The sequence below is a fragment of the Nocardia harenae NBRC 108248 genome (genome assembly GCF_001612885.1).
Lineage (GTDB): Bacteria > Actinomycetota > Actinomycetes > Mycobacteriales > Mycobacteriaceae > Nocardia > Nocardia harenae.
Genome location: NZ_BDBH01000007.1, coordinates 447,712 through 462,848 on the forward strand (window position 1 = coordinate 447,712; position 15,137 = coordinate 462,848).

General features: G+C 73.9%; 10 protein-coding genes and 1 other RNA gene. 6 read left to right on the forward strand and 5 right to left on the reverse strand.

The genetic code is table 11. The annotated features are described in order from the left end of the window. The first annotated feature begins 48 nt into the window (after positions 1 to 48). The 3 genes from NH2_RS17655 to NH2_RS17665 all read left to right on the forward strand — a co-directional run bounded on the left by NH2_RS17655 (position 49) and on the right by NH2_RS17665 (position 8,752). Entirely contained in the window at positions 49 to 7,353 is a 7,305-nt protein-coding gene (locus tag NH2_RS17655; RefSeq protein WP_067654996.1) for a non-ribosomal peptide synthetase, read from the forward strand. A gap of 170 nt (positions 7,354 to 7,523) precedes the next feature. Then, positions 7,524 to 8,486, forward strand: a complete 963-nt coding sequence (locus tag NH2_RS17660) for a YihY/virulence factor BrkB family protein (protein WP_245650649.1) — start codon at positions 7,524 to 7,526, stop codon at positions 8,484 to 8,486. Next, positions 8,483 to 8,752, forward strand: a complete 270-nt coding sequence (locus tag NH2_RS17665; protein ID WP_067655002.1) for a hypothetical protein — start codon at positions 8,483 to 8,485, stop codon at positions 8,750 to 8,752. Before NH2_RS17660 ends, NH2_RS17665 begins: the two co-directional genes overlap by 4 nt. Position 8,753: 1 nt before the next feature. Here NH2_RS17665 and NH2_RS17670 read toward each other — a convergent pair whose 3' ends face one another. After that, a complete protein-coding gene (locus NH2_RS17670; protein WP_067655005.1) occupies positions 8,754 to 9,641 on the reverse strand; it encodes an alpha/beta hydrolase in 888 nt (295 codons plus the stop codon). Positions 9,642 to 9,677: 36 nt separating this feature from the next. Between NH2_RS17670 and rnpB the strand changes: the two genes are divergently transcribed. Continuing rightward, positions 9,678 to 10,093: RNase P RNA component class A (gene rnpB, locus NH2_RS17675), an RNA gene on the forward strand. 41 nt (positions 10,094 to 10,134) lie between these two features. On the opposite strand, the gene NH2_RS17680 is transcribed toward rnpB, so the two are convergent. Further along, a complete protein-coding gene (locus tag NH2_RS17680; RefSeq protein ID WP_067655008.1) occupies positions 10,135 to 10,509 on the reverse strand; it encodes a hypothetical protein in 375 nt (124 codons plus the stop codon). A 267-nt stretch (positions 10,510 to 10,776) separates the two neighbouring features. Here NH2_RS17680 and NH2_RS17685 point away from each other — a divergent pair, with 267 nt between their 5' ends. After that, a complete protein-coding gene (locus NH2_RS17685; protein WP_067655010.1) occupies positions 10,777 to 11,109 on the forward strand; it encodes a hypothetical protein in 333 nt (110 codons plus the stop codon). Positions 11,110 to 11,122: 13 nt separating this feature from the next. Further along, positions 11,123 to 12,562, forward strand: coding sequence for an RNB domain-containing ribonuclease (locus NH2_RS17690; protein WP_067655012.1), 1,440 nt, complete (start codon positions 11,123 to 11,125; stop codon positions 12,560 to 12,562). Positions 12,563 to 12,757: 195 nt separating this feature from the next. Here NH2_RS17690 and NH2_RS17695 read toward each other — a convergent pair whose 3' ends face one another. From NH2_RS17695 to NH2_RS17705, 3 genes are read right to left on the reverse strand one after another with little or no spacing between them, the layout of a single operon-like run. Then, positions 12,758 to 13,717 carry a CHAD domain-containing protein gene (locus NH2_RS17695; RefSeq protein WP_084505626.1) on the reverse strand — a complete coding sequence of 320 codons (960 nt, stop codon included), beginning with the start codon at positions 13,715 to 13,717 and terminating at the stop codon, positions 12,758 to 12,760. Further along, positions 13,714 to 14,679: a prolyl aminopeptidase gene (pip, locus tag NH2_RS17700; protein ID WP_067655015.1), complete on the reverse strand. Its 966-nt coding sequence runs from the start codon at positions 14,677 to 14,679 to the stop codon at positions 13,714 to 13,716. The genes NH2_RS17695 and pip overlap by 4 nt, the downstream gene beginning before the upstream one ends. Next, positions 14,679 to 15,131: a hypothetical protein gene (locus tag NH2_RS17705; protein WP_067655017.1), complete on the reverse strand. Its 453-nt coding sequence runs from the start codon at positions 15,129 to 15,131 to the stop codon at positions 14,679 to 14,681. The genes pip and NH2_RS17705 overlap by 1 nt, the downstream gene beginning before the upstream one ends. Between the last annotated feature and the right edge of the window lie 6 nt (positions 15,132 to 15,137).

The following is a 15,137-nucleotide window of genomic DNA, read 5'->3' on the forward strand; positions in this document are numbered from 1 at the left end:
CGGCGGCCGTGCCGCTCGTGATTTCGCAATGCGTCGAGGAGTGATCTTTTGACAACCGAAAAGCAAGGCGGGCAGGGGGAATCGGCCGAGACCTGGCCGGTGAGCCCGTATCAGCGGGACGTGCTCGGCGTGGCGTTCCGGCTGGCGCCGGAGCCGGTCGCCCAGGCGGTGCTGAGCTTCCGGATCGACGCGCCGCTCGATCCGCCGCGGCTGCAGGCCTGCTGGGAGCGGGTGCTGCGGGGCGACGATTCACTGCGGCTGCGGTTCGGCTTCGCCGACGGCGAGTTCCGGCAGTGGGTGAGCGACGACATCGCCCCGGTGCGGGTGGCCGACCTGACCGGCGAGCCGGACCCGGAGGCCGCCGCGCAGCGCTGGATGTGGCGGGAGGTCGGCGCCGCCGACACCCCCGAGCACCCGGCCCGGCTGGCCGCGGTGGTGGACCGCCCGGACCGGTTCTTCCTGTTCATCTCGGTGCACCACGCCATGATGGACGGCTACGGCCTGAACCTGATCATCGCGCAGCTGGACTCGGCCTACCGCATGACCGGCGTGCCGCTCGACCAGCTGGCGCGGCCTGAGCCGGTGAACGAGCACACCGACCGCTCGGCCGCCACCTACCGCGCCATCGCCGCCGCCGACGCCGCCTACCTGGCCTCCGCGGAGTACGAGGCGGATCGCGCCACGCTGCTCGCGAATCTGGACGGGGTGCGCCCCGCGCTCTTCCCCGGCCGCTCCGGCCGCCCGCTCGTGGTGCGCGGCCACTACGGCACCATGATCCCCGGCGAGTTCATGGACCGGGTGCGCGCCACCGGTTTCAGCGTGTACGCCTACACCGCCGCCGCGCTGGCCGCCTGGCTCACCGCGGTGCACCGCACCGACGAGGTGGTGCTCGGCGTCCCCATGCTGAACCGGGCCACGCCGGAGACCTTCCGCACCCTCGGGCACCGCACCAATGCCGTCCCGCTGCGCGTCCGGGTCGACCGCGACCAGCCGCTCGCCGCGCTCGCCGCGCAGGTCGCGCAGCAGATCAAGGTGGGAAAGCGGCACCAGCGCTTCCCCTTCGGCGATCTCACCAAGGCGCTCGCGCCCGACCCGACTTCGCCGCCGCTCTACGACGTCTCCTACTCCTTCACCAAGCTGCCGGACGCCGCCTACGTGCAGGAATTGCTCGCCAAGTGCGCCATGCTCAACCCCGGCCCCGGCCAGGAGGCGCTGAGCATCGTGGTCGCGGAGAGCGGCAGCGACGGCTCGGTGACGCTGCAGCTGCTCTACGACCCCGACGTCTTCGACGAGCACCTGCCCATCGAGGCGGCGCTGCGCTCGTTCGGCGCGCTGCTCACCGCTGCGCTCGCCGCGCCGGAGACGCCGGTCGGCGAGCTGCCGCTGCTCGGCTACCGCGCCGCCGAGCGGATCGCGAGCTTGGAGGCGGGGCCGCGCGCGGAGTTCCCGTACACCACGCTGGACCGGCAGCTGCTCGAGCAGGTCGAGGCAGCCCCGGAGCGGATCGCGGTGCTGCCCGCCGAACCGGCTGCCGCCCCGCTGACCTACCGCGAGCTCGCCGCGGCCGCGGCCGGGATCGCCGCCAAGCTGGCCGATCTCGGCGCCACCGGCGGCGACTGCGTCCCGGTGGTGCTGCCCCGATCGACCGGCATGCTGACCGCCATCCACGGCGTCGTCCGGGCCGGTTGCGCCTACGTGCCGCTCGACCCGGCGTACCCGGCGAGCCGGATCGAGACGGTGCTGCGTGATTGCGGCGCCCGCTTCGTGCTGGCCGACGCCGAGCACGACCGGGTGTACCGGCGGCTCGGCATCACCCGGATCGCGCCGAGCGAGGTGCGGCCGCTGCCGCGCGGGGTGGAGAACCGCTCGCACCCGGCCGGGCTGGCGTACGTCATCTACACCTCGGGCTCGACCGGCACCCCCAAGGGCGTGCAGATCGAGCACCGCTCGGTGGTGAACCGGCTCGCCTGGATGCAGCGCCGCTACCCGCTGACCGGCGCCGACATCGTGCTGCAGAAGACACCGGCGACCTTCGACGTCTCGGTGTGGGAGCTGTTCTGGTGGGCGGCGACCGGCGCCGCGGTGGCGCTGCTGGAGCCGGGCGGGGAGCGCGACCCGCGCCGCATCCTGGCCGCGGTCGAGCAGCACGGCGTCACCGTGCTGCACTTCGTGCCCTCGCTGTTCGCCGCCTTCCTGGACGAGCTGGAGTCCGATCGGGACGCGGTGTACCGGCTGCGCACGCTGCGGCTGGTGTTCTGCAGCGGCGAGGAGCTGCCCCCGGCGCTGGTACAGCGCTTCCGCACCGCCTACGCCGCGGCCCGGCTGGAGCGGCCACTGCTGGTGAACCTGTACGGCCCCACCGAGGGCACCGTCGACGTCTCGCACTTCGAGGTCCCGCGCCGGGCCCCGGTGCCGGTGGTGCCGATCGGGCGGCCGATCGACAATATCGACCTGCTCGTCCTCGACGACCGCGGCCGCAGGCTGCCGCCCGGCATCGCGGGCGAGCTGAACATCGCGGGTATCGGCGTCGGGCGCGGCTACCGGAACCGCCCCGAGCTCACCGCCGCCGCCTTCGTCGCCGACCTCGCGGTGCCGGGCAGGCGCCGCTACCGCACCGGCGACCTGGCCCGCTGGCGCGCCGACGGCACCCTGGAGTACCTGGGCCGCTTCGACGACCAGGTGAAGATCCGCGGCAACCGGGTGACGCTCGGCGAGGTGCGCAACGCGCTGCTCGGCTGCCCCGGCGTGCGGGCCGCCGCGGTGCTCGACGAGCGCGAGGGCCACACCGCGCACCTGCTCGGCTACTACGTCGGCGAGGCCACCGCCGCGGGCATCGAGTCCCGGCTGGCCGAGCGGCTGCCGCGGTACATGGTGCCGAGCAGGCTGCTGCGGGTCGCCCGGATCCCGCTCACCGCCAGCGGCAAGCTCGACCGCAGGGCGCTGGCCGCCGAGGTCGCCGACGCGGGGGAGGCCGCGGTGGCGCCGCGCACCCCGGTCGAGGCGGCGCTGGCCGCGGTCTGGTGCGAGCTGCTCGGCCTCGAGCGGATCGGCGTGCACGACAACTTCTTCACGCACGGCGGCGACTCCATCCTGGCGCTGAGCATGCGCACCGCCGCCGAGCGCGCCGGGCTGTGCTTCCAGGTGGACGCCTTCTACCAGCGCCCGACCATCGCCGGGCTGGCCGAGGTGGTCGCCGCCGGGCCGTCCGCGCTCGTCGCCCCGGTCACCGCCGCGCTGGAGACGGTGCCGCTCATCGACCGGGCCGCGCTGCACCGCGCCGAGGACGCCTTCCCGGCCACCGCGCTGCAGCTCGGCATGCTCTACCACAGCATCGAGCGGGCCGATTCGATCACCTACAAGGACGTCTTCCGGTACCGGCTGGAGCTGCCGTGGCGGGAGGCCGAGTTCCGCACCGCCTTCGAGGGGCTGGTCCGCAGGCAGCCCGCGCTGCGCTCGTCCTTCGAGCTGAGCCGGTACTCGGTGCCGCTGCAGGTGGTGCACGCCGAGGCGCTGTACCGGCTGAACGTCGTCGACCTCACCGAGGGCGAGCGGCATCTCGCCGACGCCGCGGTCGAGGAGTACATCCAGCAGCGCAGGCACGCCGATTACGACCCGGCCGTCGCACCGCTGCACGAGGCACGGGTCTTTCTGCGCGACAACCTCGCTTCGCGACACACTGCCTCGGCCGCCGAGCGCGTCGTGCTCGACCTCGTGCTGAGTTTCCACCACGCGCTGCTGGACGGCTGGAGCGTCGCCACCGCGATGCTCGAGCTGTTCCAGGACTACCTGCATCGGATCGGTGCGGGCGGCGCCCCGATCGACCCGGAGCCGCACCCGGCCACGGTGCTCGCCGAGTACGCCAGGGCCCAGACGATCGCCGCGCAGGACGAGGCGTCGCGCGAGTTCTGGCGCGCGAGCCTGGCAGGCGCCGAGCCGACCGCGCTCATCGCGCAGCGCGCCAACCAGCCCGCGGGCGCCGCCCCGCCGAGGGCGAGGGCACTGGTGCCGCGGTCGCTGGCCGAGCGGGTCGCCGCCTTCGCCGCCGAGCACCGGGTGCCGGAGAAGGCGGTGTATCTGACCGCGCACTGCCTGAGCCTGCGGGTGCTGACCGGCCGACCCGACGTCACCACCGGCGTGGTCGGCCACGGCCGCCCGGACCTGGCGGCCGCCGAGCGGGTCGCCGGGCTCTTCCTCAACACGCTGCCCATCCGGCTGGAGGCGAGCGCCACCACCTGGCTGGACGCGGTGCTCCGGATCGCCGAGCGGGAGCGCGCCGCCTACCCGCACCGCCGCTACCCGCTGCGCGCCATTTTGGCCGAGGGCGGGCCGGTGTTCGAGACCGCCTTCAACTACCTCGACTACCACCTGCTCGCCCCGCTGCTGGTCGAGGGCGCGGTGCGCGTCGGCGAGGTGGACGTCCGCGAGGACACCAACTTCCAGCTCCTGGTCACGGTGGTCGCCGACCCGCGCGACGGCAGCCACTGGCTGCGGGTGGACGGCGACGCCGGGCTCACCGGCGACCAGTGCGAGACCGTCGCCCTCACCCACCTGCGCATGCTGACCGGGATCGTCGCCGACCCGTCCGCGGCGGCGGGCCCCGCCACCGCGCGTGATGTCGGCACGCTGGTCTTCGAGGCGGCCGCGCTGCACCCCGGTGCCATCGCGCTGGCGGGCGACACCGGTGGCATCACCTACGCCGAGCTGGTCGAGCGGGTGGAGGCGCTGACCCGTGCGCTGGCGGGCGCAGGCATCGCCCCCGGCGACCGGGCGGGCATCCTGATGAACCGTCGCCCGGAACTGGTGCTGCTTGTGCTCGCGCTGGCCCGGCTCGGCGTCACCTGCGTGCCGCTCGACGTCGGCTACCCGCCGGTCCGGCTGAACCTGATGATCGACCGGGCGCGGCCGCACCGGGTGATCGCCGACGCCGAGCACGCCGACATCGTCGCCGAGCCGGCGCTCGTCCTCGACGCCGCGACGGTGCTCGCCGCGGCCGGTCTGCCGACCGCGGCCGGTGTGCCCGTCGCGGCCGAGCGAACCACCGCGGCCGAGCGAACCGCTGCGGCCAAGCGACCCGTCGCGACCGAGCGAACCGGCGCGGCCGGTGCGTGCCCCGCGCTCGCACTGCCCCCGGTACGCCCGGAGTCCATCGCGTACGTCCTGTTCACCTCCGGCTCCACCGGCGAACCCAAGGGCGTCGCCATGCCGCACCGCGGCCTCACCGCCCTGGTCGAGTGGCAGAACCGCACCGCTTCCGGGCTCGGCCCGGCCAGCACCCTGCAACTCGCCCCGCTCAGCTTCGACGTCGCCTTCCAGGAGATCTTCAGCACCCTGGCCGCCGGCGCCACGCTCCGGGTCAGCGCGGCCGACCTGCGCGCCGACGTGGAGGAGCTGCTCGACACCGTGATCGCGGACGGCATCGAGCGGCTCTTCCTGCCCTACGTCGCGCTCCAGGCCTTCGCCGAGGCGGCGGTGGCGCGCCAGCGCTTCCCGGTCGCGCTGCGGGTGCTGGTGTCCTCGGGCGAGCAGCTGCGCATCACCGACGAGATCCGCGCGCTCTGCGCCGCGGTGCCGGGGCTACTGCTGGAGAACCAATACGGCCCCACCGAATCGCACGTCGCCACCACCTTCGCCCTGCGCGGCCCGGCCGCCGAGTACCCGGCGCTGCCGCCGATCGGCCGGGCCGTCCCCGGCGACGCGGTGGAGCTGCTCGACCTCGCGCTGCGCCCGGTACCGGACGGCGTGATCGGCGAGCTCTACCTGGCCGGGCGCACCCTCGCGCACGGCTACCACGCCCGCCCCGCGCTCACGGCGCAGCGCTTCGTGGCCGGGCCTGGCGGCGGGATCCGGTACCGCACCGGCGATCTCGGACTCCGGCTGAACACCGGCGACGTGGTCTGCCTCGGCCGCAGCGACAGCCAGGTGAAGATCCGCGGCTTCCGGGTGGAGCCCGCCGAGGTGGAGATCGCCATCCACGCCCTGGTCGACCGGTTCCCCGGAATCACCGACGCGGCCGTGGTCGCGCGCGGTTTCGGCGGGATCGACGGCGCGCTGATCGCCTTCCTGGTCGGCGACGCCACGGTCACCGACCAGAGCGCGCTGCGCCAGCAGCTGCGCGCGGTGCTGCCCGCGCACATGGTGCCGAGCCGCTTCGTCTGGGTGGCCGAGCTGCCGACCACCCCGAGCGGCAAGCGCGACGACGCCGCGCTGCGCGCCCGCGCCGCCGCCGCGCCGGAATCCACCGGCACGCGCCGTGAGCCGAGCGACGAGTACGAGCGGAGCGCGGTCGACCTGCTCGCCGAGTTCGCCGGGCTGCGCGAGATCGGCCCGGACGACGACTTCTTCGCGGCGGGCGGCACCTCCATCGGCGCCATGCGGGTGGTGCTCGGGCTCTCCCGGCGCTGGGGCGTCGAGGTGCCGCTGGACGCCTTCGTCGGCGCGCCGACCGCGGCCGGGCTCGCGGCGCTGCTGCGCTCCGGCTCGGTGCGGCGCACCTTCGACCCGCTGGTCCCGATCACCGTGCCCGAGCGGCCGGGCAAGACGCCGGTTTTCCTGGTGCACCCGATCGGCGGCAACGTGCTCTGCTACCTGGCGCTGGCCAGGCACCTCGACCCGGAGCGGCCGGTCTACGCGCTGCAGGCGGCGGGCGCCGAACCGGGCAGCACCCCGGAGAAGACCGTCCCCGCCATGGCCGCCGCCTACCTGGAGGCGGTGCGCCGGGTGCGCCCGCAGGGGCCGTATCACCTGGCGGGGTGGTCGTTCGGCGGCACCGTCGCGCTGGAGATGGCGCGGTTGCTGCCCGCCGACCAGGTCGCGGGCGTGACGCTGCTCGACACCATGGCGCTGCGCAGGCTGGAGCACCGGGAGCCGATCGCCGAGGAGCAGCTGATCCGCTGGTTCTTCCTCGAGCTGATCTGGTACGCCCGCGGCGAGCAGGCGGTGCGCACCGAGTTCCAGCCGGACGTGCACGGCGCCGACGCGCTCTTCGACGTCATGCTGGCCGAGGCCATCGGCTCCGGCATCCTCCCGGCGGAGAGCTCGCCGCAGGCCATCCGGCGGCTCTACGACGTGTTCCACGCCAACTACGTGGCGCTGCTCGAGCACGAGCTGACGCCGCTGGACCGGGACATCACGCTGCTGCGCGCGGAGGGCGAGCTGCCGCGCGGCGTCGACTTCGCGCACAAGACGGTCGGCAGCATGTTCGACAGCGACAACAACGGCTGGGCGCAGTACGCGGGCGGCGCCTTCGAGGTACTCCCGGTACCGGGCGACCACCTGCACATGATGGTGGAGCCGCACGTCACCGCCGTCGCGGCCCGGCTGAACGAGGTGCTCGCCCGCGCGGACAAGCACTGAGCACCGGCGCGGCAGGGGGCCTGCCGTCGGCGAAAAAGGGGCGCTGCGCACAACCTCCGCCGGGCGCAGGCGGAAGCGGCTGCCGCGCAGTGCCTTCCACCCCCCGTTTGCCTGCCGGGCGCCCGGGTACCCGGCCGGAGACCGGGAGGTGAACCATGCCGGACGTGGCGATGCGAGCGAAGTTCCGCCCGATCGATTGGTCGGGCAGCCCCCGGGTGCTGCGCAAGGGCACCTGGTGGGGCGTGCTCAAGCGGGTGATCGGCGAGTTCCAGCGGGACAATGTCACCGACTGGGCCGCCGCGCTCACCTACTACAGCGTGCTCTCGGTCTTCCCCGCCATCATCGTGCTCACCGCGCTGCTCGGCTCGCTCGGCCCCACCGCCACCGCCGAGCTGATCGACACCATCCGCGAACTCGGTCCAGGCAGCGGCACCGACCTGCTGGTGAACGCGGTGAACGAGCTGCAGGGCAGCCAGTCGGCGGCGGGCCCGCTCGCCCTCATCGGCGTCGCCACCGCGCTCTGGACCGCCTCCGGCTACATCGGCGCCTTCATCCGCGCCGCCAATGCCATCTACGAGGTCGAGGAGGGGCGCCCGATCTGGAAGACCGTCCCGGTGCGGCTCGGGCTGACCGCGGCCATGGTGGCGCTGCTCGGCATCGTCGCGCTCGGCGTGGTCGCCACCGGCTCGGTGGCCGACAAGGTGGGGCGCTGGCTCGGCATCGGCTCCGCGGCGGTGACCGCGTGGGACATCGCCAAGTGGCCGGTGCTGGCGATTCTCATGAGCCTGGCCATCGCGCTGCTCTACTGGGCCGCGCCGAACGCCAAGCAGCCCGGCTTCACCTGGATCACCCCCGGCAGCGTGCTCGCGGTGCTGGTGTGGATCGTCGCCTCGGCCGGATTCACCCTGTACGTGGCGAATTTCGGTTCCTACAACAAGGTGTACGGCTCGCTCGCGGGTGCGGTGATCTTCCTGGTCTGGCTCTGGATCACCAATATCGCGGTGCTGCTCGGCGCCGAGTTCAATGCCGAGATCGCCCGCGGCAGGCGGATCGAGCAGGGGCTCCCGCCGGACGAGGAGCCCTTTCTCCCGCTCCGCGACGCCCCCGACCACGACAAGGAGAAGCAACCATGACCAGCACCGAGGACGACCGAACGCCGGGCGAGGAGCGGATCGCCGAGATCGCCGCCGAGGTCAGGGCGAGCGGCGCCGAGCAGCCGGACGAATCCGTGCGGGCGGCGGCCGGCCGCGCGGGCGAGATCCGCGAGCAGGCCGAGGAACTGGTGCAGCGCGGCCAGACCGCCGCGCTCGACCCCACCCGCCGCCCCTGGGTGCCGAAGGCGCTGCTCGGCACCGTCGCCGGGCTGGTGACCTGGCGGATCTTCCGCAGGCACAGCTGATTCAGGGCCGGAGCACCGAGACCAGGAAATCCGTCTGGTCCCGCACCACCTGCTCGAAGACGTCGTCGAAGTAGACGTCGAAGTGGCCGACCGGGTACCGCTTCACCACCGCGTGCTTGGTGCGCTCGGCGGCTCGCAGCGTCGGCTCGACCGGCACCACCGAGTCGTTGTCCGCCACCGTGTAGAGCACCGGCATGTGCAGCTTCTTCGCCCGCTTGCCCGGCGCGTCGAACAGCGCCGGGAAGGCCACCCGCGCCGCCACTCTCGGCTGGTACCGCTCGCTCTCCTCGGCCAGCCTGCCGAAGCCGGCGGGCACGTCCGCCGCGCTCATGAGCGCGGCAGCCCGCTTGCGCCCGCCGAGCCGGATCCCGATCGGCTTGCGCCGCACCGGCCCGAGCAGCACATCGGTGAGCGCGATCGCGGTGACCTTGGTCAGGCTGGTCGGCCCCTTGCGCATTCCCGCGGCGAACCCGCTGGTGAACGGCACCTGCGCCACCACCGCGGCCAGGTAGCTGTCCTCCGGCGCGACGGTGAGCACGTGGCCGCCGCCGAAGGAGGTGCCCCACAGCGCGATCCGGGTGCGGTCGATACCGCGGACGGTGCGCGCGAAGGCGATCGCCGCCCGCCAGTCGTCGCGCTGCCTGGCGATGCTCAGCAGCTGCCGTGGCGTCCCCCCGCTCGCCCCGAAGTGCCGGTAGTCGAAGACCAGCACCCCCATCCCGGCGGCGGCGAAGCGCCGGGCGTACCGATCGAGCCCCATCTCCCGATTCGCCCCCAGGCCGTGTCCCATGATCACCAGCGGGCGCGGCTTGGGCGCCCCGTCCGGACGGTAGAGCCAGGCGGCACAGTGATCGCTCCCCGACGGAAAACTGACCTCGACACGTTCCATGGCACATGACGGTACCGAGTAGGCTGTAGCGGCGGGCGAGTCGGCCGGGCGGCCGCGGCGACGGGAACGGGCACCTCGGTGCCGCTGCCCGGCGCCGAGGAAAGTCCGGACTCCGCAGAGCAGGGCGGTTGCTAACGGCAACCCGGGGTGACCCGCGGGACAGTGCCACAGAGAACAGACCGCCCATGGCCCCTCGGGGCCGTGTGGTGAGGGTGAAACGGTGCGGTAAGAGCGCACCAGCGCCCCGGGTGACCGGGGCGGCTCGGTAAACCCCGCCCGGAGCAAGGTCGAAGGCCGCACCGTTCGCGGTGCGGCTGCGCAGGCGTTCGAGGGCTGCTCGCCCGAGCCTGCGGGTGGACCGCTCGAGGCACCCGGCGACGGTGTGTCCAGATGGATGGCCGCCACTCGGTGCGAACCGAGGACAGGATCCGGCTTACAGGCCGGCTCGCCCGCCCGGTACGGCCCGCCCCCTCCGGGGCGGGCCGCCACCGGCTCAGCACATGAGCTTGATCATCTGGAAGATGGCCGCCGCCTCCTCGGGACTGGCCTTCTTGCCGTTCGCCGCCACCCGGTCCGCCACCGACGCCTGCACGTCGGCCTCGGTCTGGCCCGCCTTGATGTCGCCGCAGGTCTGGTTGAGGGTATTGCTCAGCGCGGCGTCGTCCTTGCCGCTCGCCAGGGCCGGGAAGGCGCTGCGGAAGCTGACCACGAAGGTGCCCGCCTTGACGGCGTCGACGACCTGCGGTGCGGAGGTTGCCGCGGCGGAGCTGGAGCTGGACGAGGCGGCGGCGTCGTCCCCACCGCACCCGGTGAGAACCAGGGTGAGGGCGGTGGCACAAGCCGCGAGGGCGGCGTTCGTTCTGATCACGGGCGGGATGCTAGCGGCCCGGAAACGACGACGCCCCCCGTGCGGAATGAACGGGAGGCGACGAAAAGGGGTAATAAGACCGGCGTCACACCGGTCGCCGGGCTCCGGCGGGCACCATTCGGTGGCCGGATGGTGACCTCTCCGTGACTGGCGGATGCCGTGATCGCCGTCATAGAGTGTTCGCCGTTGGCAAGGCCCCGCGCCGGGTGCTCGCCGGGCAGCTCGGGGCCGATTCATCTCCGATCGTGGGAAGCAGGTCTCATCTTCATGCGGGTAGTTCGTTCTTTGGTCGCCGGTGCCCTGATCGCCGGTGCCGCTTCGGTTTTCGCCGCCATGGGGGCCGGTTCCGCCGGCGCCGTCGCGGTGACCCCGCTGCCGGGCGGGGTGCAGGTCGACCTCAGCCCGGCCGACACCGCGTTCGTGGCGCAGAACAATGTCGGCCGTGTCGTCGCCGGGCTGCCGCACCCGTCGGCGGCCTCCTTCGGGCAGGCGCTGGACGCGGCGGCCGACGTCTCCGTCCAGGTGCCGAACGGGCGGGTCACGTTCACGGTCTACGGGCCGCTGAACGAGCTCAGCGGCACCATGCTGGCGCTGCAGTAGTACCCTCCGCCCCGTGGAACTCCATCGGCGGATCCGCTCCGCGCCGGTCGGCTTCGACGCCGTGCGCACCGAATTCGACCTCCCCACGGGGTACCCGGAGGCAGCGGTCACGGAGGCCCGCGACGCGATCGACGCGTTCGCGGGCCTTCGCCGCGACCGGACCGACCTCGAGTTCGTCACCATCGACCCGCCCGGCGCGATGGACCTGGACCAAGCCGTCCGGCTGACCCGCACCGCAACCGGCTTCACCCTGCACTACGCCATCGCCGACGTGGCCGCGGTGGTCCGGCCGGACGGCGCGCTGGCCGCGGAGACCCGCGCCCGCGGCCAGACCTACTATCTCCCCGACGGCAGCGTCCCGCTGCACCCGCCGGTGCTCTCCGAAGGCACCGCCAGCCTGCTGCCCGACGTGGACCGGCCGGTCGCGCTGTGGACCGTCGACCTGGACGAGCACGCCGCTCCGCGGAGCTACCGGGTCGAGCGCGCGCTCATTCGCTCCCGGGCCCGGCTCGACTACGCCGGGGTGCAGGCCGCTGCCGACGCGGGCACGCTGCCCGCCGCCATCGCGGCGCTGCCGGAATTCGGCGCCCTGCGGATCGAGGCCGGGCTGGCGCGCGGCGCCATCGCGCTGCGGCTGCCCGCGCAGAGCGTCGTCGCGGACGACGGCGCGAGCGGGCACTGGCGGCTGGTGCTGGAGCCGCGCACCGCGGCCGACGACTGGAACGAGCAGGTCTCGCTGTTGGTCGGGATGTGCGCGGCGCGCATCATGCTCGATGCCGAGGCGCCGGTGGGCCTGCTGCGCACCATGCCGGCGCCGCCCGGTTCCGCCGTCGCCGCCATGCGCCGCACCGCCGCCGCGCTCGGCGTCGCCTGGCCCGCCGAACTCCCGGTCGGCCGCGTGCTGGCCGCGCTCGACCCGAACACCCCCGCCGGGCTGGTGCTCAACTCCGAGGCGACTACGCTGCTGCGCGGCGCCGCGTACCGCCCCTTCGGCGTCGACGGCGCACCCGCCACCCCGCCGGACGATCCCGCGCACAGCGGCCTCGGCGCGCCGTACGCGCACGTCACCGCCCCGCTGCGGCGGCTCTCCGACCGCTTCACCACCGAGATCTGCCTCGCCCGCTGCGCAGCCGCCGAGATCCCGGCCTGGGTCCGCACCGGATTGACCGCCGCCGCCGATTCCATGAAGCGCAGCGACACCGTGGCGAACAGGGTGGACCGCGCCTGCGTCGACCACACCGAGGCGAGCCTGCTCGCGCCGCGCGTCGGGGCCGAGTTCGAGGCGGTCGTGCTGCGCGAGGCGTCGGATACCAAGCCCGCCGAGATCTTCATCGCCGACCCGCCGATCCTCGCGGCCTGCACCGGCGAGCCCCCGGAGGGTGCCCGCATCCGCGCCCGCCTCACCCGCGCCGACCCGTCCGCCCGCACCGTGACGTTCGGCTACCCGGCCTGACAGCTGCCGATCCGCTGGGCCGCAGTGGGCCGCCCAGCGCGCTCCGCGGGCGCTGCCCATCACCTGGCGCCCGGCCTGCCGTGTACGGCGCCCGGCCTGCCGTGTACGGCGCGCCCGGCCTGCCGGGCACGGCGCCCGGCCTGCCCAGCACATGGCGCCCGGCCCGCCGGGCACGGCCCAGCCGCCTGCGGCCCCTCAGCTCGCGGTCGCCGGCATGGGCTTGCTGCCATTGGTGGCAGGCGCCCCGGCCTTGGTGAGTACCTTCTCCGGCACCCGGACGTGTCCGTGCTCCTTCAGCTTCGCCAGCGCCGCAGGGTACTTGGCCAGCGCCTTCTTGGCCGCCTTCCGCTCGGCTCTCGCGAGCGAAGCGTAGATCTTCCGCGCACCACCATCGGCCTCCGCCTGCTGCGCCCGCACCAGAATCGCCTCCCGCGACTCCACCGCGTCCCGGTGATCACCGAGCACCGTCTGCACCTTCTTGGCCCGATTCCCGGCCGCGGCCGCCTCGTCCCCGATGGTCTCGGTCGCCGCCTCGCACGAGTACCGCAGCCGCTTGGCGGACTTGCGGATGTCGTGCAGCAGCTCGATCCGCTCGGCGCCGGAGACCGAGTCCAGCTTGCCCGCCTTCTTGGTCAGCCGCTTCCGGTCGGCCCGCAGAATGCCCTCGAAGACCTGCGGCGCGGGTAGCTGCGAGCGGGTGGGCAGCAGCGGGGGGCCACTGCGCCAGCGCGCGAGCTCCGCGTGCAGCGCGGCGTACCGCTCGCCGTCCAGTGCTTCGAGCACGGCGGCGTGCGCGGCGGCGTAGCGGTCGCGCTCGGCACGCACCAGCCTGCCGGCGAGCGCGTCCCTGCGCACGGTGCCGCGCTTGCTGTGCGCCTGCACCAGCCCGGCGAAGCGCTCGGCGCGCACCTCGGCGTCGCGGGCCTCGCCGAGCACCCCGGCCAGCCATTTCAGCTCGGCGCCGAGCGCGGCGGCGGGTTCGGCGGCGAAGAGGGTGCGGTAGGAGCGGAGCACGCTGCGGAGGCGGCGGGTCGCGACCCGCATCTGGTGCACCGAGTCCGGTGCGTCCGCCCGCACGTCCGGCTCGGCGGCCAGCAGGCGGTCGGTGTCCTCGCCCAGCGCGGTGACGGCGGCGGCTCCCGCGGTGGCGGTCATGGTGATTCCTTTGCGAAATTGTCGGTCGCCCTGACCAGGCGATCGGTGATACCGGGTTCGACGGCCGCGTGTCCCGCGTCGTCGATCACGTGCAGCTCCGAGCCCGGCCAGGCCCGGTGCAGCTCCCAGGCGCTGGTCGCCGGGCACACGACGTCGTGCCTGCCCTGGACGATCACGCCCGGAACGTCCGCCAGCGCGTCGATGTCGCGCAGCAGCTGCCCCTCGTCGAGGAAGCCGCCGTGGCGGAAGTAGTGGTTCTCGATCCGCGCGAAGGCCAGCGCGAAGCGCGGCTCGGCGGTCTCGGCGACCCGGTCCGGCTGCGGCAGCAGCGAACTCGTCGCGCCCTCCCAGGTGGACCAGGCGACCGCGGCCCGCAGCGCCTGCTCCTCGTCCGGGGAGTGCAGTAGCCGGTGGTAGGCCTCGACCAGGTCGCCATCGCGTTCGGACGCGGGCACGGGTGCCAGGAACCGCTCCCACTCCTCGGGGTAGAGGTACCCGGCGGCGCCGTTGTAATACCAGTCGATTTCCTTCCGCCGGAGCAGGAAGATGCCGCGCAGCACCAGCTCGGTCACGCGCTCCCGGTGCCGCTGGGCGTAGGCGAGCGCCAGCGTGGAGCCCCACGACCCGCCGAAGACCTGCCAGCGCTCGATGCCGAGCCTGGTGCGCAGCGCCTCGATATCGGCGATCAGGTGTGGCGTGGTGTTCACCGCGAGATCGGCGCCGTCCGCGATGTGCGGCGCCGAGCGGCCGCAGCCGCGCTGGTCGAAAAGCACGATGCGGTACGCCGCCGGGTCGAAGAACCGCCGGTGGAACGGCGCGGTGCCGCCACCGGGCCCGCCGTGCAGAAACACCACCGGTTTGCCCGCGGGGTTCCCGCTCACCTCCCAGTACAGCGACTGGCCGTCGCCGACGGCGAGCATGCCGCTCTCGTGCGGGGTGATCGGCGGGTAGAGGGTACGCATCAGAAGGCGATCCCCGCGGCCAGGTTCGGCAGTCCGAGCGCCTCGATGGCCTGCTGGTGCACGTCCGGGCAGGCGCCGGTGAGGGTGCGGTCGACGACCGCCTTGTCCGCGAGCACCTGCCCGTTGATGCCGCCGTTGCGCAGCGCCCACTCGTGCACGAGGGCGTTCAGCCCGATCCGGCCGAGCGTCGGGCCCTGCACCCGGAAGTTGGAGAGCTCCGGCCGCAGCATGTCGCACAGGTCGGTGGCGGCCGCGTCCGGCACGGTGAGCGGGGCGGCCGCGCCCGGCGTTGTCGTCGGAGCGGTGCCCCCGGTGCTGCTCGGCGCGGTGGTGGTGCTGCCCGCGCTACCGGTCGGCGTGGACGTGGTGCCGCCGCAGGCGGTCAGCGCGACCACGCCGGTGAGGGCGGCGGCGAGCAGCGCGCTACGGGACATCCAACGGGGGAGCGGCATCGGAAC